Origin of the sequence: Alkanindiges illinoisensis (assembly GCF_004377485.1) — a bacterium.
In the GTDB taxonomy this organism is placed as follows: Bacteria; Pseudomonadota; Gammaproteobacteria; order Pseudomonadales; family Moraxellaceae; genus Alkanindiges; species Alkanindiges illinoisensis_A.
Window position 1 is genome coordinate 1 of sequence record NZ_SNTY01000012.1, and the last position, 22489, is coordinate 22489.

A 22489-nucleotide genomic window follows, 5' to 3' on the forward strand; every position below is an offset into this window, starting at 1 on the left:
TCAAATCGTTTGCATTGATATTTTGTTTAATTGCAATTGGCTTAACTAAAAATCTTTCTAAGTCTTTTTCAGATGTTAATTTAATCCAGTTCTCAAAAACACCACTCGTAGTTGCTCGAAAATAGATGTTATCAGGAGTGATAAAGATCTGACGTGCAAAAGTTCCACTCGGTTCTTTCACTGCAATTAATGCACCTGCGCCACGAACACCTGCAGCATTGCCATAGTATGGAAAATTCAAATGTACCTGAGGTTTAGGTGTCAATGTAAAAAGAAAGTAGCCGTTTTGATATGCAATAGAATTTAAATCAACTGCAGTAGATTCATTATTAATAATACTTTTTGGTTTAAATAATGCATTTTCGTTACACCAAACTTTGATAAGTTCAGCTGGATCAAAAGCACTTTTCTTTAAAATCGAACCATTCCAACTATTATTACCAATTCCCCACTGACCAGAACCAGTCGTATTTTCTTGACCAATCACTACAGTACAGTTCAATGGCAAAGTCGCTTTGGCTGCATTAAATTCTGCATAAGTCCCAAACTCAAAAACACCTTGCACAATTTCTTGCTTCGATGCTTTTTCGGCCATGATGGCCAGTGCATCCGTCCATGCCTGCGAAGTAGGGTAGGTCTTGCCTGTGGCTTCTGGTGTACCGTTATTGTTCAGATACTCCACGGCATAAATGGCAGGGTCACTGGAACGGGCATTAAAATACTTGCCATTGGGTACGCCTGTGCCTGCTGCCACGCCTTCGCTCGGGGTGCTATACACTCGTGCGACAAAGCCTTGGTTTAGGACTTCTTCGCGAGTAATATTTAATAGTTCTTCTATCTGAGTGAAAGACTTGCTATCAAGCTGCGCCAAAACATTACGCAAGATTGCAATAATATCTGCAGCTGTTTTGGCATTATTTAAAATGGTAGACCAGTTATTCATGGCATTTCCTAAAATCTGGACATAAAAAAACCGCTCACTGTGTCAAAACAGGGGCGGTCGCTATAAAGTTAGAAGTTAAAATTTGATGATAAACATCCAGGCCACGTTACGTGGCCTGGTTTCTATACCACCCGTGCTATTTACGGTCACGCTGTGGCTATGGCTACCAGATTCAAGAATTTGCCCAGATCCAGTCGCTCCCGAATCAGCTGATTGGCCAGCCATCGTAATCGCATTGGTTGGGGTATCTGGCCTTACGTTATTTGCATCACCTCCAACCTTGGTGTCGTGGCTATGTACACCTGCACTGCCGGTACTGCCTGTGTGGCCATGCGACTTAAAGGCCTCATCCTGCCAGCTACCTAAGGTACGACCTGAATCAATGCCACGGCTATGATCCCAACCCCTTGCAAACTCCCCACGCATATCCGGGATATTAAAAGTGGTGGAGCCATCACCAGGGCCAAAGCTGGTGCCTATGACTGCAAACAAAGCAGCATACGTGGTACGTGATACAGCCTGGCCAGCACACTCCAGATAGCCGGCTGGCACTGTGCTAGTTGGCCACATCATGGTCATGCCAGGTTTAATCCGGTTTTCCGGCTGATCCAGCTGGTCAATAATTTCATTAATCTTGAGAGCTAATGAATTAAATAGGCAGTTAAACCATTGGCGCGCCGGTTTCTGGGCGGCAGGAAAACCCGCCTCCAGATCCAGGTCATCGGTATTTTTGGCACCGGTTTTGGCGAACTCTGTTAATTTTGTAATAGCCATCTTAATTTCCTGTCACTGTTAAAGTAACGCCCATCGGACGTGGATACATCAGCCGCACCAGCCCAAGTGTCAAGTTGCTCACGCTCGCTTGAAACTGCACCTTGATGGCCATAGTCTGGGTGTCCGTAATTTTTACTGGTGTAGCCGTTAATAGCTGCACTATGTAATAGCCATCATTCAATATGCAGTCACAGCGGTTGCGGTAAATCTGGGCCTGAATGACGGGTAAAACCAGCTCATCCGGAATATCTGCAGCGGCATAGCTACTCACCCCGGATTCACGCCAAAACCCACCAATCTCCGGATTATCGGTTTCACCAAAGGTCAGGGCAGCTTCCTGATCGGCAAACCCAAAAAAAGGTAATGGAGTGACATTGGGTATAGATGCGGGTGCACCCACCCATTTCGCTATGGTTTTGAGCTGGTCACCAGTTGCCGTAGACAAGTCAAACTTACCGGGCATTTGCTGCAGTACTGCACGGCACTGCAATAGTGGTGTTAAAACAGCCTCAATCGAGGCTGTGAGCTTGGGCTTTCCCCGGTGGTAGCTGGTTAACAGCCGGGTATAATCTAAAATATCATCCATGCAATTAACCCACACTAATACTGATGTTTTCTGGTAAGCAGGTAGCAATCTCATTAAACCCTAGGGTGTACTCTGCCCCGATCGCTACACCATTGGCTTTAACGGTCATAGAAATAATTTCATAACTACGGGAATCCAGATCACCATAAAGGCCAGCGGGCACATAGAGCTTGTTGGTAGAAATCAGATCCCCAATGTCGAGCTGGCTAAAATAATCGGCCAGCGCATTTTTAATCCGCTCACCGGTATCAAAGTTATAATTGACCTTGGCCCGTAGATTAATCTGTACCGTAAAATCAACCTGCACCGGCCGCCAGAATTTAATATTAACCGGGTAGCCCTGGGCATCATTGATAGCTACCGTGGTATTACCATGTAAACCACAGCCCTGGGTTTTCTTGGCAGCAATGGCCTGGGCAATCAATGTGCTATCACCACCTGATACCACGATGGCAATGGAATACCCAGGAATGCCATTAGCATCAGGGTTTTTAGTGGCATTCTCATAAGCCTTGCAGCGGGTCACACCGGACAGGCTATAAATGGCGCCTATCAACCCATCCATCAGTGATCTGGACGGGATAGCTACAGATAAGGCCTGCCGTTGACGCAGGGCTGCATCAGTTTCCAGTGGTGCACCGGGTGTTGCTGCAGTGTCATTGTTGACAGATTGCCAGCCCCGTGTTGGTGTCTGGATCTTATTAATGGTGTTAGCTGGTGCAATAATACTGCCCAGGACAGCTGCTGTAGCAGTGACTGTAACCTGTCCAGATTGGCCAATAGTGACTGCTGCCGGCAATAACCACTGGTTGCCATAAACATCAGCAGCCTTGCCGTTATTAATCTGGGTGCCGGCCTGCCCGATCAGTTTCACCGTCGCTGTGGACTTGGTGGCAATCGCCCGGCTAATCCCATTAATCCGGACATTGCGTGACAGTGACTCACCAACTGCATTGGCAGGTGAAAAGGAATTATAGACCTCAATGGCCGCTGCATTGCTATCACTGATGCAACGGGCCAGCAGGCCTAAAAACTGGCCGTCCTGGCTATCATTCTCCAGATACACATCATTGCCATAAATACCCCGGTACTGGTCTTTTAAAAACTCCAGGATCTCCGCAAACGTCGGTGCACTGATCCCATAATCATCAATCGCCGGGGCGGTGGATGTTAATGCCATTTATGAAGTACTCCCGCTAACTGTGGTCTGGCCATAAATTGTATCTATCGTGATCTCGACGGTGAGGCGCCGCACATCACCATCAAAGCTGCCCTGAAAATCTGTAACTCGCTCAACGCCTGGTGTTTCCAGAACGCGCTGGCGTAAGGTTAACTCAAACAGGCTATCTGTCCCCTTGCCCAGCACGCTGGTATCCCAGCCCGTCCCATCGCTGATATTGGCAAACCACTCACCAATCCATAAATTAAGTCGGGTTAAAACGGCCTGCCCGACCGTTTCCGGTGTGTTGGCCATAAAATTGGACTGGCTATTACCAAAGCTGTAATCGCCATTTTCATCAAGTTTTCTATAGCGCATAAAAAAACCGCTAAACGCGGCTCCTTAAAAAATTGATTATTTAGGCTGGCCAGTATCACTGTTGCCAGATTGCACACCAGGGTGCAGGTGAGTACTGCCAACGTCCTTGCCGTTATTCTGCAGCTGACCATCTACCTGCAGGCCGCTGGCCATGGTCACTGAATTCTCAAAGCTCACCGGGCCTTTAAATACATTCTGGCCAGCCTCAACCGTAAATACACCAGGCGTTTTTACATTGACCGCATGGCTGGCCGGATCTAGCTCAATGTAGGCCTGTCCATCATCACTACGCAGCTGGGCAGTACTGGTAGAAATATTGTTTATCTTATTCGGCTGGGATTGTGGCCCAAACCAGGCAAAGCTATCTGACAAATCATGCTTGCGGTTTTCCATCGGTGGCTGAATGCCGCCAGATTGCCACCAGCCGTCAATACAGCGCGACGCAAACACCACCAGGCACTCATCCCCCGGCTTTATGGGAAATGTCATGGTGCAGCCACCACCGCGCGGGAACATCACCGGCACATCCTGCAGTAGTGGTAAATCTACCAGTATGATAGATCCATCAGGCTGGCCAACCTGCAGCTGAATGGTAGGCTGGGCTGTCACAGTCACCGCCTCTGGATCGTAGTTTTCCACAATACAGGGAATACTTACCCACAACCCGGACAATGCTGCATTAATGGCATCCCGGATCGTGGTTAATAGATCTGGTGCACGTTCGTTATTACTAATGGCCATTATTGAACCGCCTTGATTGCTGCACCGGTAAGTGGTGTGGCTTTAGAACCTACACCGACACATACCAGCTCGGTGTACCAGTCATCACCACGGGTATCACCCGAATGGTTTACACTGACAATGTTATAAAACCCGTTAATGCCCTGGGCGCTTTTAATATCCTTGTAGGGCTGGTCCACGTACTGGCCAGAGTAGCCAATATCAAAAGACTGGGTTTGTATGCGGCTCATGTCCACCTGTACCTGACCGCCCCACTTTAAGCGTGGGTTTAACAGGCATGTGACCTTGAGGCCTTCGGTAGTCAGTTGTGGCATGCCAATCAGCCCGGTTTCTGGGGTCATCACGAATGCCGGCTCGCCATTACCCCCGCCGCGCGGAATCATTACAGCCTGGTCATCCTCTATCACCAGATCCGTATTATTGGTCTGGGTGAACTGCTTTACATAGTCACGCAACATGCCACTGAAGGTTTTACCCCGTGGCAAACCCTGATCCGATACATCACACATATAGCCAGCGTCCACCCCGCATTTTTTAAATTCTTCCTTCAGGTCGTCGCGGATCTGCTGCTGTGTCATGCCTGCAGGCAGGCTTTTATTAACCACGGCATAATTCACCGCATTGTTGCCGGACTGGGCAAGAATGCATAGCCAGGTATCAGTGGGATTATCCCGGCCGCGCCGGTACTGGAAAACCTGACCCTTAAAAACAATATCCAGCTCACCGTCATAACCCGCTTCCAAGATGACTGTCTGGCCAGTTTCACCAAAACCATTTTCACCACTAAGCCGGTTCATGGTGTCCGGACTTAAGTTATAAATATAAATCTCGGCAAATTTCGGATTGTCTACCGTCGCCTGGCTAATCCGGAATGTAATCCGCATTTCCGATAGATCCAGTGCATCTTCCTGGCCTTTTTGCACCTGTACCGTTAGCCGGCACTTTCGCTTCCATTGTTTCATGGGTCTACCCAATACAGTTTGGTGGTGGTGCCTAGCCCGTCAAATGTCGGGTTCTGGCCATCACGGGTGATAACAAAAAGCTGCCCTGGTATTTTGTGCTGGTACTGCTCAATAATGCTGGTACCCAGTGTTAAAGGAATGCCTGTTACCAGCGGTGTGCCGTCCGGCTGGGCAATATCCAGATACCAGCCGCCAATTGATGAATTACGCCACACCAGACTCAGCTGGTAGGCAATACCATTTAACGTGACCTTGAATCGCTGGTTGCTAGGACTAAGCGGGATCTCATAAGTCGCCATTTAGGGAACTCCTATCGTATAAGCCCCACCGACCTGGCCAAGGCCTGTCACCTGGCTGAGTCCAGATGCATCCACGGGCTTGGCCTGCTTGGTACCGCCTTCCTGAATTGGCCCGGTTGCGGCCGGATCTGCCTGCTCCTCTACCTGCACTGTGGTTTCCTTGGTTTTAGTGATGTTCACTTTTTTAAAGTTCACCTTAACCATCAGTGCATTTTCACTGGTCGCATCTGTAGTAACCTGCAGTGTTTCAATCAGCATATTGGTATAGAGCCTTTTGCCGGTTGATATGATGAGCAAATTCCCCTGCAGGGCGCGTAAGGCCTCATAAATGGCCACCAGGCTTAAATCACCACCTAGAAACGTATTACCCAGCATTTTATTGAGCTTGCCGGCACTCTCAGACCAGCCAATCTCCATGGCCACCTCAGCTGGCGCCGAATAGCAGTGATCGCTGATCGGTGCACCCTTTTCCACTGGATGCTCTGTAATCACGGTTTTATCAGTGTGGTTTTCTGATACCACTACATCCGCAAACAGCCCCATGATGGAGCGCTTATTATTAAAAAGCAGAGATCCTACCGTTTCAACTAATGCCATTTTCCTGCATCCAATAAAAAGCCCCGCTAAATAGCAGGGCTTTGATTAACTGTGACTGTCACTCCTAAATAGTGATAGGCTTATAATCTAATCACTACTACATATAAGCCTGCCACCTGTGCTGGTGCAACCTAAACTTTTCAGCAACTTGGCTTTTTTTAGTTCCAGTTGAGATATTTTATTTTTATCTTTAAATAGAACCTTTTTATTTTCAGCTTCAATTTGCTGGCCAATATTATAAATTTGATTATTTATATTGGATTTTCTATCAATCTCAGGCTTTGCAGACTGATAGGTTTGCTCTTTTAATTTAGCAACTCGCATTACGCCAACCCAATGATTAAAAAATACTCGTGATTGACTAGGTAATGAGGATGTATAGGACTCTCTTGCCCCCATGTTCCAAACTGCAATGCTAATGGATTGATCTTTTGATGCATCTATCCAATCATTGAAACCCAAAACTATATTCTGTTTGCAATCATCTGCAACCGCTAGGCTATTTGAATATACGCCTTCCTGATTACAGTAATCTAAGGTATTAAATAAAATCCGAGAAAAACCTTTACTGTCTACCCTTAAAGGTCTGCCATTTAATACCAGAAAGCCATCCTCATCCATGCCAAATTGCTGATTATCAAGCGTAGACATTATTTCATCAAAGTATTTATTTCCAGTGCTATCGGAGTCTGCTGCAAAAGTTGAATTTGAAAAAACAGTAGACATAAAAACCAAGGTTAAAATTAAAACTTTCACGACATCCCCAATGTTTAGGTTATTTAACACATATATCAGTTTTCTTATCTTCTGTTTGATAGCACGACAATGAACGACTATCCACTAATGTGGGATCAGTAATTTTTTTATAAAATAAATCACGATAATAGTGGATAGCATCTTTTTCATTCAAGGATGCACCGCATTCTGTTGTTTCTTCAGTAGCCTGATTATAACAAGTAGAAATTTCGGCATTAAACTGCTTCTTACCCATTTTCATGGACTCATAAGTACCACCAGCTCCATAGCCTGTTGAAACAAGGCAGCTAAATTTAGTTAATAGCTTATTCCCAGAAAAGGTATAGCAAATACCAGACCTGTCATCCGTTGGAGCAGCATGTGCCACTCCAGAGATTAAGTAAGCCAGTGACAGCAGAATAATACTTCTCATAATATCGTTACCGATTATGCTTTATTCAATAATACCACGCGCATTACGTGCCATTTGGATATTAACAGCATCCTGTTGACGTTGAACAGCTAAAGCAGTTTGCTGTGCATTGTCTGCCCCATAGACATGAATATCTGTCTTTTGCTGCATGCTCACTACCTGTGAATTGCTATTTTTACTGCCAGCCTGGTTAATTTGATCCTTATGCGGATTGCCAGATGGCGGGGCAGCATTATTTAATGCTGGTAATGATGAATTGGATATATTCACCTGCCCTGGTACAAAATAATTCTTTTGGTGTGCCTTAAAATCATTATTTTGTACCATTTCACCCTTAGCAATATAACCATCCTTATTGGAATCCCAGACCTTATTAAGATCATAGGCAGCTGTACCTTTCTTATAACCATAGCCAGTAACTGCTGTATAAACATCAGCTACAGATGAGGATTTGCTAGGCTTAAAACCTCGTTCCTTAAAGTACTTTTCCACATATTGCATTTGTTCATCAAAAGACAATGAAGCAAATTTCTTGCGGGACATTCCATAGTACTTGCCCTTAGTGCCACCAGATCCTTTCATAAACTGGATTAGGCCTGTAGCACTGGAATTTGGATTTTTTGCACCAGGATCAAAACTACCAGCCGTTTCAAATGAAATTACTGCAGCTAGATCGTTAGGATTAATTCCAAGACGCGAGGCAACAGCCTGAATAGATTTTGCTTTATCCGCATTAAAGCCCTTTCTTTTAAGATCAGGATTAAATTGGAAGTTTCCACCCATAGCACTATTTAAAGCCTTCGCACCGTCAGTAACTGCTGCTACACCAGCCTTGGCCACATCCTGAGTGATCGTAGCAGCAGTTTTGGCTGCATTTACGGTTTTCTCAATACCCACTGTGGTCAGCTCAATGGCCTTATCGCGCAAGCCCATAATGACCTCGGCCAGCTCTTTGATCCGGGTAATGGCTGTTTCAATGCCACCAGCCCACTCGCCCCAGTCAATCAGGGATTTGCCACCATTCTTCCAGGTCTGGTAATCATCCCACAGCAAGGCAATTGCTGCAGCCAATGCCAGAATCAGGCCGATCGGTGAGGCCAGTATGGCCAGATTCAGTGCCCGGAATAAAAACAGTAGACCTTTAAGAATAGATAGCGCCCCGGCCAGTTTAGAGATAGCCGCAAACAACCCGCCAAAAATCAGCACCAGCATGGCAATTTTAAGGCCAGCGGCTAGAAATGCCTTGAGGCGTGGGTCTAATCCACTAAACCACTGGATGGCTGACTGCAGGCCAGTATTGATAATTTTCAACACCGGAATTAATGCCTTGCCTGCAGTCATTAAAATAACTTCAGACAACGCTTTTACAGTCATGGTGATGTCACGGAATTGCACCATGAAATCCTTGCCAGACTTGGCCATGTCATCGGACATACCCATATCTTTTTGCAGCTTCTGGTATTTTTCCATATTCTGCAAAAAGGCCGGGTCACGCATGGCCATCAGCGTATTTTCATCAATCCCCATGGCACTGGCATAAGCATTAGCCTGGTAATAATCCATGCCTGCCAGAGTCTTGGACATATCTTTCATAACCTCGACACGGTCACGCATTGCACCGTTCTGGTCACGGGTAGATACACCCAGATTATTCACCATGCCTTCATAGCCGGGTGACTGGCGAATTTTTTGTGACAGGCTTTCCAGTGTCTGCAGGGCATTGCCGGCTGTACCACCCATCTGGGAAATAGCAGCCTCAAACCCACGGATATTGCTGGCTGATGCACCAATGCGCTGGGATGAATAATAAAGCTTGTCCAGCTCACTGGCTGTTTTGGTAACTGCAATCACAGCACCTGTGGCCAGCCCCAGCAATACCGTGTTTAAAGATTTGGCCTTGTTTTCCACCCCTTGCAGGGTGTCCCCCATCCGCTTGGCGCCAGCATTATCAATGTTGAATCCAAGCGCGACCATAAAGTCACGAATTGTACTACCGCTCATTTTTCATCTTCTCATCCAGCAGGCGCTGGTTATCAGCCTGTACATCCAGGGCATCATTCATCAGCGCAATATCGGCAAGATCAAGTGTGCCGTCCTTGAGCGACTCATAACGGCACATCCCCTTGAGAACTGGCCGCATGAGCCAGTCCTCCTCGCCAGGTAAAGACCGGAAATTTACGTGGGCTGGTTCTCGATAGTCGCTTTCGTAACCAACCCGCGTATAAAATTTCCCAGGCTTGTACGCAGAACTGCAATAACCAGTGGCAGGATCTCGCCCAGCTCAAGGTCATCAAACATCAATGACCCATTGCTGCACACATTAGCCAGACCGCCACCAGTGTCACGCTTGACCACGGATAAACATTTTTTCAGGACGTAATCCGCGTTTTCATCAGACATGCCCGCCAGGGCATCAGCAAATGGCAAAGCCGCTTTGGCCAATCCAGATAAATCAACATCGGCCAGAACAGCACCGCCATTTTCATCTTTACTGGCCAGCTCCAGCTTATCCACCATTTCCTGAATACCACCCTTGGCCACTTCAGTGAGCAAGGGGGCAATCGTGGGAATCACTGGAGCAATACGCCGGGAAACATGCGCCTGGGAAAATACGTCCAGCTTGCCGATTGCATAGCTATGCTGGCCAACGGTTATCCGTTCCATTATTGGTATTCTCCAAGCTTGGTATCCAGTTTGATGGCATCAAACACCCATTCCACAATATCCGCATCCTTGGCATATTTGAGATCCGGCTTTTTCCGGAATGCACACAGTGATGCAGTGCCATTGTCCCCACTACCAGAATGGTTAAAGGTAATAGTATTTCTGCCCCACTTTTTACTATTGCCGGCCTGTAGGTTATACAGGTTCATCAGCTTGGCATTCGCTGGTGAGGTTTTAAGCAGGCGAATGGTAACTGCACCGGATTTATCAGCATGTAGTGAATGCATGCCTTCTCCATCGGCGCCTACGGTCATGGTATTTTTATCACCAGCTGCTGCAAAGGTAATCCCTTCATCTGCCACGGCCGCGCCATAACCCAAATCAATGGTGGCATCATCGCTCGTGAGCGAGGCAGCACAGTCCAAAAAAGAGTAAGTCGACATAGATCATTTCCTATTTGCGCCTCCTTTTCTGTTGTTTTCGACAACATACAGAGGTTGCGTATTTGTATAGTGACAAGCTTGTTTTAAATCATCTGCATTTGTTAGATCAAAAGCTGATAGTGGTTCAATATGGTCGATAGTCCATATCACCCCTCTGTTATCCCAGCGCATGTCGTGTTTAAACATGCGTTCAAGATGATTTTTAAAAAACTCAATAGAACAGCCTAGTTGTTGGGTAGCAATACAATTTTTACTATTCCTCCTTAAGGCATTGTTTAGATTTCTCCGAATCTGATTTCTTATCAAATATTGGATATTTTCTAACCGCTGTCTGCCTTCCCACTCCCGATGTCTTGCATTTACTTTATCCTTATTGCGCTTTTGGTACTCCAAAGCACGCTGATTGTATAAAGCAGTATTCTCACTACGTCTTTGACGCTCAAGCTCACGATACTTTTCAGGATTTTCAGCATATTTCTGCTTAAACCCTTCCAAAATCTTTGCCTTATTTTCTGCGTAATACTTTGCTTTATAAATTTTAGTGCACGGCTTGCAAACAGTATGAATCCCATCAGGCTTATTCTTATTCCTGACAAATTGATCTAATTCTCTTTGCTCGCCGCACCGATTACATACCCTCATAACAATATCCAAAATCACTAGATATTATTATTTTATCAATAAATGAGTACGACTCAAAATCCTTATTAGCGGTTAACATTGACCAGCACATCAACAAAATGCACTGCCCCGGCCAGTTTGATAGCCACCTGAATGGGTGGTGCCTTACGTGCTTCCCGATCTGCCTGTGACTGGGTATCGATGCTGTTTGCAAACACGTAATAGCCTTTAGATAGAAAATCACCGGCTTTTAGTGCACCAAACTCGTTACCATTCCATACACCAGGTGCCAGCAAGCCATTTCGTACTGCCTGATCCAAGCGGGCCTCAATGACTGCACAGATCCGGTTCATGCCGGCTGCAGTCTGTGGAATTTTAGTCCCACCGGTGTACTGCAGATTCCAGATCGCGGTCTGAACATCGTTTTGCAGCCAGTCCAGCCCGTGACGCTCATCAATGAATGCACCGTTACACATCACCCCTTCCTGAATGATGGCTGTGTCATTGTTGTATTGCACAAAGACGTTGGCATTCTTGGCTTTGAGTGCTGCGGCCTGACTAGTTGTCAGCTGCTCGGCCACTACCGTGGGTTCCTGCTTAAATTTCAGGGTAATGGTAGTATTGCTGCCCTGAAAATTCACACTGAAGGCCCGGCCAAACAATGAAGCGGCTGCATACGGTGTGGTGGTAGAAAACTGCACAAAGGTACGGGCAAGGCCAAGCTGCTTGAGCTTATACGGAATATCTGTTGTAGATCCGCTGGCCAGTGCATTGGTGTCGCTGGAAGTCACACCAAAAATGCGGGATTGATCCAGGCTTTCAATAAACTGGCCTGTTGCCAGAATATCTGCCTCACCCAGGGTGGAATCAGCTACCATACAGCCATACCAGTTGGCAGTCATATCAACCGCTTTTTGAACTGTGGCCAGAATATTCTCAGCCGCCACGCCATCAACCGGTGCAGGCGCCTGACTGGACTGCAGGCCTAGTAATGCGGCCAGCGCACCATCGGCCGCATAACTGACTGTCGATGCTGGGCCAGTGGTTGCACTGATAATGTCAAAGCGCTTTTGGCCACCATCCCAGACACACGTTGCTGCAGGTGACAATTTGGCAGAAATTGCTGAAGCCACCCCATTAATATTGGTCACCCCTGACAAATTGATAGCAGTTAGACTTTTGGCAGTACCATCAACCGTGATGGACATGGTGCCAGCAGTGATTGCCTGAAAGCCTGATAACGCCTGCTCGGCTGTCGTCAGGATCTTGCCATGCAACAGCCCGGCGGTTGCAGTTTTTGGCCAGCGGCCAATCAGCACTACTGCAGGCCGTGGGGACTGGGCAAAGTATTTCTGTGCTGCCAGGTACTCTGGTGCAGAAATACCAAAATCGCTGGCCACAGATTCAATGTTGTTATAAGTCCGGATTCGCTCGCGGGTATCAATCACGGGAGAAGTACCCAGGATTAACAGCGCGCCAAAATCACGGGTGGCCGCTGCCGTGGGTGCCATGTTAAGCGACACATTAACAACGGCGGATACTGGCAATTGAGCCATGATTACTCCTTAGCCACCAGTGAAACTAACAACTGGCGGACTGTTAAAAGGTTTAATTTGATAGGTACGCTCAACCTTGCGCCGGATGGTAAAAGGCAGGTCATAACGTCGAATGAATTGCTGGTTGACCAACTCCGGGATACTGAGAATATCGCCGTGGCCAATCAGCTTGGCCTTGATTGCAGACAGTGGCTGGTTATTTTGATGGATGGCCAAACCATCACGGAAAAGCTCGGCATACTCAAAACCACTAGGGCCATAGAACGTCACCAGCACATCAATGGTGATATGCCGGATATAGCGAGTATTTTCGTCCTGTTGCTCCAGTGCTGGCCCGGCATCAGCACGACTCAGCTTTGCGCCAATTGCTGCCCAGTTCTGGTCTGGCTCTGGCATTTCCGGAACCGTGGGCTGCCAGCGCGGCCGCACCATGAAACCCGGTAGGCCAGTAATCCCTACCACATGCGCCTGCAGTGCATCTTCCAGTTCCTCATCTAACGGCAAAGCGCCGCCGCCAGGCGTGAGATACCCACCTGTTGCTGATGTATTGGCCATAGAATTAACCTGAAGGTTTAAGGGATTTTAAGGTACAAACTGCTTTGACAAAGCCGCGCCCAAAATGGCTGTAATCCTTTACAGTCAACACCGTGTATTTATTGCCACGCCAGGTAATTTCGTCAGCATCTGAGGCACGAATACCCTGAGTCAACCGAAAGCGGGTTACCACGTTAATGGCACCCGAAACAATTGAACCATCCGGCATACGATCCAGCTTTAAGCCATCGTTAGCCGTGACAATGGCCGAAAATGGTGTGCTGGTTGGTGTATTGTCCGCCCGGCCTTTCTCGTTAATGGTCTGGGTGTTGCGAATACAGACCAGCCCTTTATCAAAAAAGCGCGGGTCATTAATAACCCGGCTGACATCCAGTGTGGCCATAACTACTCCTTGTCGCGTAAGACATAAGTTACCGAATTACGCATTTGTGCAGTATCAATCAGAGGTTTGACCAGATTGCTGTCCGCTGGTCCCTGCTCAAGCTGTTTAAGGTACTTCCGTGCACCCTTGCGGCCTTTGCGTGCCCGCTTCTTGATCGTGGCCAATGATAGTGGCGTGAAATCACCACTGTTCAGCGTAGCCCGTACCGAGTTCTGGGCAACCATGCCGGCCGCATTCAGCTGGCGAACCACACCAGCTGGTGAACCATCCAGCGCAGCCCCCGCCGCCTTTCCCAGCCGATCAGCGACTTGATCCTGTACCGCTTCCACGCCTGGTACCAGAAATGGCCGCTCCGGAATATTCTGGAGCGGTGAACCGTTTTCCTGTGTATAGGCAATTTCTGCATTGGTTAGCCCAGAATCTGACCTAGGCTCTCCATGCGGAATACCGACCATCACGTCTGTTTTACCCAGTTCCTGCAGGGCAGCAAAAATGCCTGCCAAGCCATCACCGGTTGCAGTCACGCTCACAGTTGAATACCTCCAGCACCAAACATCATGGCCAGCTGGTACAACTGAATACCATAAGTGGTTAAATTCCAGTGGCCAGCATCGGCAAAGGTGATAGATCCCACGTCCATGGAAACTGATACACCATCCACTGACTTGGAAGTTTCCACCCCCACCACATTGCCGACCGCATCCGGCCCCACCGTTTCTGATGCCGTACGCTCGCGCGAATACAGCACCAGATAGTGAGCCACATACAGGGTTAGGCCATCATCCAGACAATCCTGCCAGCGACTCTCCGGGAGCATTTTTTTACCCAGGCGTAAATACATCTGGATATGGAATGACGGATAATCAGTAGTGCTGGCAAACTCCGGCAGGCTTTGCCGGAAAGTCGGTTCGTCTAGCATGATTTACCCTCAGGCAGGTTTGTCGGCCGCTGGTGCAGATTTGGCTTTTGCAGCCGCCAATTCTTTTTCCAGTGCAGCAATACGGTCATCCTTAGCCTTGCTCTCTGTTTCAGCCTTTTTAAGGCTGGCCGCAGCATCACTGGCCAATTTGGTTTTACTGGCCAGATCCGCCTCAAGCTTGGTAACTTTAGCGGTAGCCTCGGCTGACTTTTGCTCATGCTCTCCAGCTGACTGCTTGGCTGTTTCCAGCTCAGACTGGGCGCTGGCCAGCTGCTGCTCCAGCTGGGCAATCACCTCATTAGCTGCAGTATCATCCGTCAGCTCTGACAGATCCTGACAGTGCGCCTTTACAAACCAGTGGTCGGCCAGTTCCTGACTGACGTCTTGCAAACCCGGCTTTAAATGCACGGTATCGGCACTATCAGTAGTCAAATTGACACTGATAGGTTTATTGATAAAAACCTTAGGCATGATGCCTCCTTAAATGCCGTCGGCATAAGCCGCAGTTTCTGGATAGACCCACTCAACCACACCCATACGACCAAAATAGGTGGTGAGTTGACGCAGATCACGATATTCGATTGGTGTACGCTGAAGCGGAACCAACGGAAAGCGAACGCGGCTTTCATCCTGCGTATAGGCAACCATACGGTTAGTCCCTGCTGCACCACGGCCTGATAACCATTTTAGTGGCTGAATATCCAGTGGACGACCGTTAATGGTATTAGACAAACTATTAACCTTTAAGAATTCCAGGATACTGATATTGCCGGCATCACTAACCACACGACTGACCAGTTTGCTAAATTGCACTGGTGGTAACAGTAATTTGTCAGGCACTACCGCATAACCCGAAGCAACCCATGCATTGTTCAGGATCAGGTTGACATCATCTAAAATTTGCTGGGGTGTTTTGGTATCCCATGTATTACCCGGTACGTTAGTAGACGCTACCTTAGAGGAGTTCACCAGACCTTCCACACCCAAACGGGTATCCCCAATATAGACCTGCTCGTCAACGTCCATGTTGTACTTGAGCATCAGGCCGTTGTACTTCTGGACATCCACTGGCCGTCCAAGCTGCCGTGCTGATTCAAGCTCTGGTAGTGTCCAGCCCAGCTGCATGCCCCACAGCGTTAATGGCTGGGCAGTCTTACCAATATCCAGCGCAATACTGGTGATGGCATCAGTATCCTTACCGATCCATGCCTTACCATTGGGTGAATTGCCACCAGCTGCTGCAAAGCTGCTATTGGTGAAACTGGAGGTTTCATCGGCAATTGACACATCGCTACGCAGGTCAATATCACGACTCCAAGTAACACTGGCCAGTGGCTCGTGCATGGTCTGGTCAAGGCGTTCTAGCTCGCCAACCAAAAAGGCACCCGTACTATCAACAGTTTGGGTATCAAAAGTTGCAAATTGGTCGCGGGTACGTCCACGACGAATAACAGGCGCTGCGGCCAGCCCAGCTGCAGCCATTGAACTGACAATGGCCAAACCTAATTTGTTTTCACGCATTGTGAATTTTTCCTTAAATTTCAGGCATAAAAAAACCCGCTTTACGCAGGCCTGTTTAAACCAATAGATTAGATGTTAAATGCAATTTCCACATTGCCCTGGGCGTCTGCCTCGCTCATAAAGCGTGCCCCGGTAATCGCAATGGTGTTGGTGCTATCGGCTACCGCTTCAATACCACCAATAGGCTTGCCTGCAGCAGCATTGGCCACACGCACATAAACCACGCCATTTAACGCAGCAGTGCCAGCATTGTTGGTTACAGTCATATAACCACGGCGAAGCACATCAGCCACACCTGAGGTGGGTGGTACTGCTGCACCCTGGGCATTGGAGCTGGACTGGGTGGGATAAGCACGCACCAGCAGGCCGTATACATCAGCTGCAGTATCGCCGGCACCAATCGGCACCAGCTTGCCAGATACCACCTTGCCGAAAATACCAAAGCTTGCAAATGGTGTGGCACCCAGCATTACCGCTTCAGTGGTTGCATGTGAGCGGCGAGTTACATCACCAGGAATGCCGGAAGGCATCCGGTATAGAATGGAATTACCCATAATAAGAAAACCTTAAAATTAATGAATGTGAATTAACCTTAAATACTTATGGATCGGCCGTTACTTGCTGGCGCGATCCTGCCAGTACTTGCGGTTGGCGGCGTTGATTTCAGCGGGTGTACGTGGCTTATTCCCAAAGTCCTTGGTGCCAATACCACTACGCATACCCTGACTATTGTTTTGCTGGCGGATCAGCTCAGAGGCACCAACAAAGGCAGCATCCAGCGTAACGGCCGGCAATTTAGCAAAATCAGAGTTGCCCCCAACAAAAGGATCAATGGCTTTTTTGCCATCTTCAGTGCCGTAAGCCTTGGTTAAGGCGCTAACCTTGCATTGGCGTACCAGCTGGCCAACATCCTTGGCTTTGGCATCTAAAGTGGGCAGGCGAATACCTGGTGACAAAATTTCTGCCCGCGACACCACATTTTGTAGAGAATCACCCGTATAGGTAACTTCACCCGAATCATCCTTTTTTTGTGCCGGTTCAGCGCCAAGAATGTCATCCTTGGTTTTATCGTCATCCGGATTGTCTTCATCATCCTTGGTTTTATCCGGATCGGCATCAGGATCTGATTCAGCATCTTTAAAGCGTTTTTCCAGCGCCTTAAAGCGTTTATCATTCTTGGCATCCATGGCACGGATAGCAGCAAGAATAGCAGCACCATCGCCAGTCGGAGTTGGGTTGTTTTCTTCATCTGGTTCATCCTCACCGTCGCCAGTTTCAACTTCCAACTCGCTATCCTCAGCTGCCTGAGCCAACTTTTCAGCTTCCTCGGCATCCCCAGTTTTAATGAGCTTTCTAATGCGGTCGGCAAAACTTAATTTTTTGGACTGCACGCCAGCCTTGGTTTTAGTCTTGGTAGACATGGTTTTACTATCTCCTATGGCGCAACGTGTGCCGCACCGTCCTCTTTCAACTAATGCAACATGATTACCAATAATGTTGCGCTGGATCCCCCGGCCTGGCGCTGTCTGTTCATAGTCAGCGTCATAACCTAGTGAAATTTCAATTTTGCCCTTTTGAACATCGTCGATGGCCTGCTTATCGGTAATGAGCAGATCTGCAAACAGCAGGTCATCTTCAATGCCGGTGCCACGGCGCACGTTAAAGCAGTTGCCGGCTGCATGTTCCTTCCAGTTGTCCGGGCCTACCCAGTCGTCCGGATGATCGTTGGTGACTACCTTGCCCTCAAAACTCATCAGGGTAGCAGGCATAAACAAATCATCCGCTGAACGGGATACTGTAATAATGCCGTTCTTGGCATCTACCGGAATTTCTCCATCGGCATAGGTCAGCTCACCAGTACGGGCTATGGCCACATCACGACATAGCAAATAGCCCTCTGGTGTAAGCTCGCGCGTCTTACCAATTTTTTCTGTAGTGTAAAAATTGGATTTATCTTTGGATTTACCTTTTTTGCTCATAATCAATCCGGAATAATAGGTTCGGCATAACAACGACAATTTGGCAAACAGCCAGCATGGCCAGTCATACCATCTAAAGTAGGTGGATCGTTCCATTTAATAGGTGTGCCATTAATGGCTTTATGACTGGGCCTAACGTCGCCATCACCAGAGGTACGCCAGATATAACTGTCGCTGCCAATGGCCAGCGCACGTGCCTGTGTAAATGTGGTTGCCGCCCTGGATACTTCAGTACGGGCAATGGTATTAGCCCGTGATTTGGTCACATGGCCAGTGGCCATAATCAGGCCAGAAATCTCGCTGGCCCGAGTACCGTCAATCACTGCCCGGGTGGCCAGATCATGTACCCGCTGTGCGGCGTCCAGTGGCAGGGATTTAATCAGCCTGACCTGATCGGCCAGCAGTTGCTGCATCACCACACCAGTGTCCGCCAGGCGGATTTCATTACGCAGGCCGCGCGACATATCCTGTGCATACAGCATCCAGGTCTTTTCGTCTCGCAAGGCAACGTCCGTCAGAATCCGGCCAGCCGCATTGGTAGCCCAAACGTCTAATGTTTCCGAATAATGCCGCAATGCTGACACTAGGGACGGATACACTGCCGGGTTAGTGACATCAAAACCCTTTACCAGGGAATCAATATAACTGGCGATTTTGCGAAGATCCTGGCCATACTTGATTTCAACTTTGCGTGCCCTATGCGGCGTGTGACGTGGCCGCTGGTTTCGCTGGGTCTGGGTCATCAATCAACTCGCTGGGTGGTGGTGGATCATCGGTAGCCTGTTCAATATCGTCATCCGTGATATTCGACCAGATACCAGTAGCCTCACTGGATTGACGCAACTCCTTTAATGCAGTCTTGCGGTCAATCATCCCGGCATCATGGGCTTCAATTACCGTAGTCGTGATTGAGCTGGCAATTTCGGCCTTTTCCTTGTCGGACATTTGCCATAGCGAGGTAAAATCAAGGCTGAAATTATCCGGCAAGGGTTGGCCAAGCACTGAGCGGGACAGCACGCCATACAATTTGGTCAGTGGTGACCGCAAGCGGCGTTCCTGCTGCTGCTTGATATTGTCGTAATACGTGGTGAGATCACTCTCACCAGTACTATTAAGCCCAGCTGGTGACTGGCCAAACAGACGTACTAGCGGAATGCCTAAGGCACCAGACAGTTGCTGGCCAAATTGCAAAAGAATGTCTGACAGACCAGAAAAGTTATACTGGTGGGCTTCATAAGTATCTCCCCCATCCATGACGGTCATGCCTTCATTGGACTGCCACAGCCGGATCTGTTCCATCTGCTTAATCAGGGCATTAAATGCCGGGCCACCAGTAGCAATAATTTTACGCAGGTCTGGCACTTTATAGGTGCGCAGGTGAGCCTTGTAGACCAGCTGAGCGGCGCCCGTGGTGGTACTATCAAATGCAGTTAAACGATCAAACAGGCGCTCAATGACGGACTGGCCCCAAAGGTTTTCTGCCTGGGATTGCCAGAACGGCAAATCCACCCCATCAATCCGGATGATCCGGCTGTAATGGATACGCTGGCCAGCTAAACCTTTGGCGCCGATAATCACATCGTAATATTTCGGCATGCCCAGATCCGGCCCCAGATCAGTGACCAGATCCTGCAAATCCGGTTGCAGCTGCCAGCGATCCAGCACCAGTAGACCTTTAAACTGGCCCTTGGTGATGGAATCCATATTTAATGGCGTGCTTGCCCGCTGGCCATCAATCAGCATGACTGCAATGGCACCGCCATATAGCCGCCCCCACTTGATCGTGTCACATAGGTGATCCCAGATCCGCAAACGCTCCAGCTCTTTGGCCATACGCTCCATATCATCCGGATCAATGTCCCCCTTCAGGTCAACACCCTCGCGAGTCATATCTTCAGCAACAACATCCACCGCCTGGCCAACAACCCAGCTGGTGCGGTACATGGCTTCAAGCTGCATCCGGTTACGACTAATAAAATTAAAGCCATAACTGGAGTGGTCATGCTGGCTACCAGCACCCCAGCCCAGACGCGCTGCCAGATTCTGGAAGCTGTCCATTGTAAATTTTGCTAAACCCATAAATACCTCTAAGACCCCAATGCCTCCCATACGCTGAGGTTGGAAATTGCAGGGTTGTAACAGATCATCACGCTATCAGCGCGGTTCGGTGATTTTGTGCCGTCGGGCTGCTTATTGACTAGCAGCTTGCCAACACCGTTTTTGCTGTATGTGGGTTGGGACAGCTCAACCAGCAGCTGCTCATACTCGCTTTTGTCCATGTCGGTACTCGAAATGGAAATCAGGTCGTCCGGGTTATAGTCCATGCCTTTGAGCGCCCGGTAGGTTGCCTGGAAACGTAAACGCAGCGACCACCACGCCTGGGCTTTCAGGTTGGCAAAATAGTCCTGATTCTTGCGGCTCTCGACCATTTCACCCTCAGGATCATGCACACTGGCCGAACCCCTAAAAGGCTCCACCGTGACTTCTGGCCAGCCCTTTTCTCGGCGCTGTTCATTGATTACGCGGGCATCACCCCGGACACCAGCACCCAGCCCATCAGCGTCGTAATACATCTGGCTAAAATCATTCTCAACACACAGATCCATGGCTTGCTGAGTTGTGCCAAAAATGTCGTCGCCCTTGCCAGACCATGACTTGAGCTTTTGCAGCACAATGCCGTGTCGGCCAGCAAACGAGTTTTGATCCTTGCCCTCGTCGGCCACATCCAGTGCACCGAAACGCTGGCCAGTAGCAGCAATGTCCAATTTGATATGGGCGTCGACCGCCGCCATGACCCACTCATGTGGAATAAGCACACCTTCCACTGAAGCGGCATAGTTAATGTCAACTTCCTGAGCCAACACCACATCGTCCAGCGTAATTTGCTGTTTGACATACCACGGGTGGATCAGCTGGCCACGATACTCAACTGACCAGCTTTTATCTGGATTCTCACGCCACGGCATGGTGAACACGGCATATTTGCCACTAAACCGATCCTGATACGCCTTATTGCCCACACCGTTGGGGGTGGTGCCTTTAATATGCACGTTGGTATTCTGGCTGATGGCCGCGTCGGTAGACTCCTGATTTGGCACGAATGCCCATTCGTCCAGCAGGTACATTGATGTACGGCCACCACGGCCGATATTGTCGCCAGCTTCACCGGTAATGGTGGCACCGTTGGCAGGATTCACAATACGCAGGTAATTATCATGCTCACGCTGGGAAAACCCGTTAGGCTTCATCCAGTCGGGCAACTTGCTGAACATATCGCGGAATTTATGCAGCAGGGTTTTAGGATCGCCTTTCTTGTCCACCAGATCTTCTTTACGGCTACCCACACCAGCTGCAAACCCATCAACGAATAGCCAGTGATGCAGAAAAAAGCCTAGAACTACATAGCTCATGCCTTCATCACGGGATTTATCAATATAGCCGTGGGTCTGGGTAGACTCACGCTCTGCAAGCCAGTGCACCAGCTCAACCTGTTTTGGCCGTAATACAAACGGCAAATTGGCAGGCAGGCCAAATGCCATACCGCGTGGATCGTAGGTCCATACCCACTGATTAAACCAGTGCACCGGATCAGCCTTGCACTTATCCAGCTCAGCCTGGCGGCTGGCGGGTGTGGCATCAGTAAGCTGGCGATAGTAATAGCGGCGTACCATCTCATCCCGAACCTCGGGCAAGCGTACATTGATTGTCCACTCCTTGATGAGTGGTGCAATCTCATCAAGTGTGTAGATCATATTTTACCGTCCAGGCAAAGCCGTGATAATTCATCAGTTGATAGGTTGGCCAGCTGCTCTGGTGTGTACTGTGGTTGTGCAACCGGGTGCAATGGCTGGCCATCCTTGCCAGTGACTTCCTGCCGGGTGACACGGCCGTCTGTTTCCTGAAAGGCCTGTTTTATGATGCTTTGCTTAACAACCTTATTTTTGCCTGCGCTGTCGTACATATCCTGCAATTCACGCAAGCGATATGCCTTGTTGGCCAGTGGGATGTCTATAATATTTTCCCGAAATTCCTTGCGGGTCTTATGAAACAGCTCAACAAATTTTTTACTGAGGTTTTTGCCAGCCGCCTTGGTTGGGTCGTAAAGCTGTACCTGTTTGCGGTCTATATCCAGTCCATATTCTTGCTTGACAGCCTCAGCCACTTTTTGGGGTGAAATCATGCAGGCAAGCGACTGTACTATATAGATTTTTACAGGCTCTGATAAAGTAGCCATACCCCCCT

28 protein-coding genes and 1 pseudogene are annotated in these 22489 nt (G+C 48.6%); all 29 read right to left on the reverse strand.

The features are described from left to right. Positions 1-943 (reverse strand): annotated as a pseudogene (locus E2B99_RS14820) (pyocin knob domain-containing protein); the annotation flags it as partial. 75 nt (positions 944-1018) lie between these two features. Next, positions 1019-1717: a phage tail protein gene (locus E2B99_RS03235; protein WP_134243550.1), complete on the reverse strand. Its 699-nt coding sequence runs from the start codon at positions 1715-1717 to the stop codon at positions 1019-1021. Position 1718: 1 nt separating this feature from the next. Further along, the gene (locus E2B99_RS03240; protein WP_166738978.1) at positions 1719-2303 is read right to left on the reverse strand and encodes a DUF2612 domain-containing protein; all 585 of its coding nucleotides are present in this window, start codon (positions 2301-2303) and stop codon (positions 1719-1721) included. 4 nt (positions 2304-2307) lie between these two features. Then, positions 2308-3483: a baseplate J/gp47 family protein gene (locus E2B99_RS03245; protein ID WP_134243552.1), complete on the reverse strand. Its 1176-nt coding sequence runs from the start codon at positions 3481-3483 to the stop codon at positions 2308-2310. Next, a complete protein-coding gene (locus E2B99_RS03250; protein WP_134243553.1) occupies positions 3484-3840 on the reverse strand; it encodes a hypothetical protein in 357 nt (118 codons plus the stop codon). Positions 3841-3876: 36 nt separating this feature from the next. Continuing rightward, positions 3877-4581, reverse strand: coding sequence for a Gp138 family membrane-puncturing spike protein (locus E2B99_RS03255; protein ID WP_134243554.1), 705 nt, complete (start codon positions 4579-4581; stop codon positions 3877-3879). Continuing rightward, positions 4581-5543: a phage protein gene (locus E2B99_RS03260; RefSeq protein WP_134243555.1), complete on the reverse strand. Its 963-nt coding sequence runs from the start codon at positions 5541-5543 to the stop codon at positions 4581-4583. The genes E2B99_RS03255 and E2B99_RS03260 overlap by 1 nt, the downstream gene beginning before the upstream one ends. After that, entirely contained in the window at positions 5540-5842 is a 303-nt protein-coding gene (locus E2B99_RS03265; RefSeq protein WP_134243556.1) for a phage baseplate plug family protein, read from the reverse strand. Before E2B99_RS03265 ends, E2B99_RS03260 begins: the two co-directional genes overlap by 4 nt. Beyond that, entirely contained in the window at positions 5843-6439 is a 597-nt protein-coding gene (locus tag E2B99_RS03270) for a phage baseplate protein (RefSeq protein ID WP_134243557.1), read from the reverse strand. An 87-nt stretch (positions 6440-6526) separates the two neighbouring features. Further along, positions 6527-7195, reverse strand: coding sequence for a hypothetical protein (locus tag E2B99_RS03275; RefSeq protein WP_134243558.1), 669 nt, complete (start codon positions 7193-7195; stop codon positions 6527-6529). Positions 7196-7214: 19 nt separating this feature from the next. Continuing rightward, entirely contained in the window at positions 7215-7607 is a 393-nt protein-coding gene (locus tag E2B99_RS03280; protein ID WP_134243559.1) for a hypothetical protein, read from the reverse strand. 21 nt (positions 7608-7628) lie between these two features. Then, positions 7629-9608 carry a hypothetical protein gene (locus E2B99_RS03285; protein ID WP_134243560.1) on the reverse strand — a complete coding sequence of 660 codons (1980 nt, stop codon included), beginning with the start codon at positions 9606-9608 and terminating at the stop codon, positions 7629-7631. Further along, complete coding sequence (locus E2B99_RS14565) at positions 9598-9747, reverse strand: DUF6889 family protein (RefSeq protein WP_166738979.1); 150 nt, start codon at positions 9745-9747, stop codon at positions 9598-9600. The genes E2B99_RS03285 and E2B99_RS14565 overlap by 11 nt, the downstream gene beginning before the upstream one ends. Positions 9748-9782: 35 nt before the next feature. Beyond that, entirely contained in the window at positions 9783-10271 is a 489-nt protein-coding gene (locus tag E2B99_RS03290) for a phage tail assembly chaperone (protein WP_240687712.1), read from the reverse strand. After that, complete coding sequence (locus E2B99_RS03295) at positions 10271-10714, reverse strand: phage structural protein (RefSeq protein WP_134243561.1); 444 nt, start codon at positions 10712-10714, stop codon at positions 10271-10273. The genes E2B99_RS03290 and E2B99_RS03295 overlap by 1 nt, the downstream gene beginning before the upstream one ends. A 3-nt stretch (positions 10715-10717) precedes the next feature. After that, complete coding sequence (locus tag E2B99_RS03300) at positions 10718-11356, reverse strand: hypothetical protein (RefSeq protein ID WP_134243562.1); 639 nt, start codon at positions 11354-11356, stop codon at positions 10718-10720. A gap of 65 nt (positions 11357-11421) precedes the next feature. Continuing rightward, positions 11422-12891: a DUF3383 domain-containing protein gene (locus E2B99_RS03305; protein WP_134243563.1), complete on the reverse strand. Its 1470-nt coding sequence runs from the start codon at positions 12889-12891 to the stop codon at positions 11422-11424. A 9-nt stretch (positions 12892-12900) separates the two neighbouring features. Continuing rightward, entirely contained in the window at positions 12901-13446 is a 546-nt protein-coding gene (locus tag E2B99_RS03310) for a phage neck terminator protein (protein ID WP_134243564.1), read from the reverse strand. Positions 13447-13450: 4 nt separating this feature from the next. After that, complete coding sequence (locus E2B99_RS03315) at positions 13451-13828, reverse strand: hypothetical protein (protein WP_134243565.1); 378 nt, start codon at positions 13826-13828, stop codon at positions 13451-13453. Positions 13829-13830: 2 nt separating this feature from the next. Next, on the reverse strand, positions 13831-14358 hold the full coding sequence (locus E2B99_RS03320) for a hypothetical protein (protein ID WP_134243566.1): 528 nt from the start codon (positions 14356-14358) through the stop codon (positions 13831-13833). Next, positions 14355-14747: a DUF4054 domain-containing protein gene (locus E2B99_RS03325; RefSeq protein ID WP_134243567.1), complete on the reverse strand. Its 393-nt coding sequence runs from the start codon at positions 14745-14747 to the stop codon at positions 14355-14357. The genes E2B99_RS03320 and E2B99_RS03325 overlap by 4 nt, the downstream gene beginning before the upstream one ends. A 9-nt stretch (positions 14748-14756) precedes the next feature. Beyond that, positions 14757-15218, reverse strand: coding sequence for an STY1053 family phage-associated protein (locus tag E2B99_RS03330; protein WP_134243568.1), 462 nt, complete (start codon positions 15216-15218; stop codon positions 14757-14759). A 9-nt stretch (positions 15219-15227) separates the two neighbouring features. Next, positions 15228-16268: a DUF2184 domain-containing protein gene (locus E2B99_RS03335; RefSeq protein WP_240687713.1), complete on the reverse strand. Its 1041-nt coding sequence runs from the start codon at positions 16266-16268 to the stop codon at positions 15228-15230. Positions 16269-16336: 68 nt separating this feature from the next. Further along, positions 16337-16822 (reverse strand): structural cement protein Gp24, encoded by a 486-nt coding sequence (locus E2B99_RS03340; RefSeq protein WP_134243569.1) that lies wholly within the window; start codon positions 16820-16822, stop codon positions 16337-16339. 60 nt (positions 16823-16882) lie between these two features. Beyond that, entirely contained in the window at positions 16883-18247 is a 1365-nt protein-coding gene (locus tag E2B99_RS03345) for a DUF2213 domain-containing protein (protein ID WP_134243570.1), read from the reverse strand. 2 nt (positions 18248-18249) lie between these two features. Next, positions 18250-18990: a phage minor head protein gene (locus E2B99_RS03350; RefSeq protein WP_134243571.1), complete on the reverse strand. Its 741-nt coding sequence runs from the start codon at positions 18988-18990 to the stop codon at positions 18250-18252. After that, the gene (locus E2B99_RS03355) at positions 18944-20326 is read right to left on the reverse strand and encodes a DUF1073 domain-containing protein (RefSeq protein ID WP_134243572.1); all 1383 of its coding nucleotides are present in this window, start codon (positions 20324-20326) and stop codon (positions 18944-18946) included. The genes E2B99_RS03350 and E2B99_RS03355 overlap by 47 nt, the downstream gene beginning before the upstream one ends. Positions 20327-20334: 8 nt before the next feature. Further along, the gene (locus E2B99_RS03360) at positions 20335-21999 is read right to left on the reverse strand and encodes a terminase (protein ID WP_134243573.1); all 1665 of its coding nucleotides are present in this window, start codon (positions 21997-21999) and stop codon (positions 20335-20337) included. Further along, the gene (locus tag E2B99_RS03365) at positions 21996-22481 is read right to left on the reverse strand and encodes a DUF2280 domain-containing protein (protein WP_134243574.1); all 486 of its coding nucleotides are present in this window, start codon (positions 22479-22481) and stop codon (positions 21996-21998) included. The genes E2B99_RS03360 and E2B99_RS03365 overlap by 4 nt, the downstream gene beginning before the upstream one ends. Positions 22482-22489: the final 8 nt, after the last annotated feature.

Bases quoted from the DNA above. Each gene is read 5' to 3' on its own strand.
- E2B99_RS03245 (WP_134243552.1), bottom strand. From the start codon at position 3,483: ATGGCATTAACATCCACCGCCCCGGCGATTGATGATTATGGGATCAGT.
- E2B99_RS03295 (WP_134243561.1), bottom strand. From the start codon at position 10,714: ATGTCGACTTACTCTTTTTTGGACTGTGCTGCCTCGCTCACGAGCGAT.
- E2B99_RS03335 (WP_240687713.1), bottom strand. From the start codon at position 16,268: ATGCGTGAAAACAAATTAGGTTTGGCCATTGTCAGTTCAATGGCTGCA.
- E2B99_RS03260 (WP_134243555.1), bottom strand. From the start codon at position 5,543: ATGAAACAATGGAAGCGAAAGTGCCGGCTAACGGTACAGGTGCAAAAA.
- E2B99_RS03340 (WP_134243569.1), bottom strand. From the start codon at position 16,822: ATGGGTAATTCCATTCTATACCGGATGCCTTCCGGCATTCCTGGTGAT.
- E2B99_RS03330 (WP_134243568.1), bottom strand. From the start codon at position 15,218: ATGCCTAAGGTTTTTATCAATAAACCTATCAGTGTCAATTTGACTACT.
- E2B99_RS14565 (WP_166738979.1), bottom strand. From the start codon at position 9,747: ATGCGGCCAGTTCTCAAGGGGATGTGCCGTTATGAGTCGCTCAAGGAC.
- E2B99_RS03290 (WP_240687712.1), bottom strand. From the start codon at position 10,271: ATGGAACGGATAACCGTTGGCCAGCATAGCTATGCAATCGGCAAGCTG.
- E2B99_RS03345 (WP_134243570.1), bottom strand. From the start codon at position 18,247: ATGAGCAAAAAAGGTAAATCCAAAGATAAATCCAATTTTTACACTACA.
- E2B99_RS03300 (WP_134243562.1), bottom strand. From the start codon at position 11,356: ATGAGGGTATGTAATCGGTGCGGCGAGCAAAGAGAATTAGATCAATTT.
- E2B99_RS03310 (WP_134243564.1), bottom strand. From the start codon at position 13,446: ATGGCCAATACATCAGCAACAGGTGGGTATCTCACGCCTGGCGGCGGC.
- E2B99_RS03355 (WP_134243572.1), bottom strand. From the start codon at position 20,326: ATGGGTTTAGCAAAATTTACAATGGACAGCTTCCAGAATCTGGCAGCG.
- E2B99_RS03255 (WP_134243554.1), bottom strand. From the start codon at position 4,581: ATGGCCATTAGTAATAACGAACGTGCACCAGATCTATTAACCACGATC.
- E2B99_RS03365 (WP_134243574.1), bottom strand. From the start codon at position 22,481: ATGGCTACTTTATCAGAGCCTGTAAAAATCTATATAGTACAGTCGCTT.
- E2B99_RS03305 (WP_134243563.1), bottom strand. From the start codon at position 12,891: ATGGCTCAATTGCCAGTATCCGCCGTTGTTAATGTGTCGCTTAACATG.
- E2B99_RS03235 (WP_134243550.1), bottom strand. From the start codon at position 1,717: ATGGCTATTACAAAATTAACAGAGTTCGCCAAAACCGGTGCCAAAAAT.
- E2B99_RS03315 (WP_134243565.1), bottom strand. From the start codon at position 13,828: ATGGCCACACTGGATGTCAGCCGGGTTATTAATGACCCGCGCTTTTTT.
- E2B99_RS03280 (WP_134243559.1), bottom strand. From the start codon at position 7,607: ATGAGAAGTATTATTCTGCTGTCACTGGCTTACTTAATCTCTGGAGTG.
- E2B99_RS03325 (WP_134243567.1), bottom strand. From the start codon at position 14,747: ATGCTAGACGAACCGACTTTCCGGCAAAGCCTGCCGGAGTTTGCCAGC.
- E2B99_RS03270 (WP_134243557.1), bottom strand. From the start codon at position 6,439: ATGGCATTAGTTGAAACGGTAGGATCTCTGCTTTTTAATAATAAGCGC.
- E2B99_RS03265 (WP_134243556.1), bottom strand. From the start codon at position 5,842: ATGGCGACTTATGAGATCCCGCTTAGTCCTAGCAACCAGCGATTCAAG.
- E2B99_RS03250 (WP_134243553.1), bottom strand. From the start codon at position 3,840: ATGCGCTATAGAAAACTTGATGAAAATGGCGATTACAGCTTTGGTAAT.
- E2B99_RS03360 (WP_134243573.1), bottom strand. From the start codon at position 21,999: ATGATCTACACACTTGATGAGATTGCACCACTCATCAAGGAGTGGACA.
- E2B99_RS03350 (WP_134243571.1), bottom strand. From the start codon at position 18,990: ATGACCCAGACCCAGCGAAACCAGCGGCCACGTCACACGCCGCATAGG.
- E2B99_RS03240 (WP_166738978.1), bottom strand. From the start codon at position 2,303: ATGGATGATATTTTAGATTATACCCGGCTGTTAACCAGCTACCACCGG.
- E2B99_RS03285 (WP_134243560.1), bottom strand. From the start codon at position 9,608: ATGAGCGGTAGTACAATTCGTGACTTTATGGTCGCGCTTGGATTCAAC.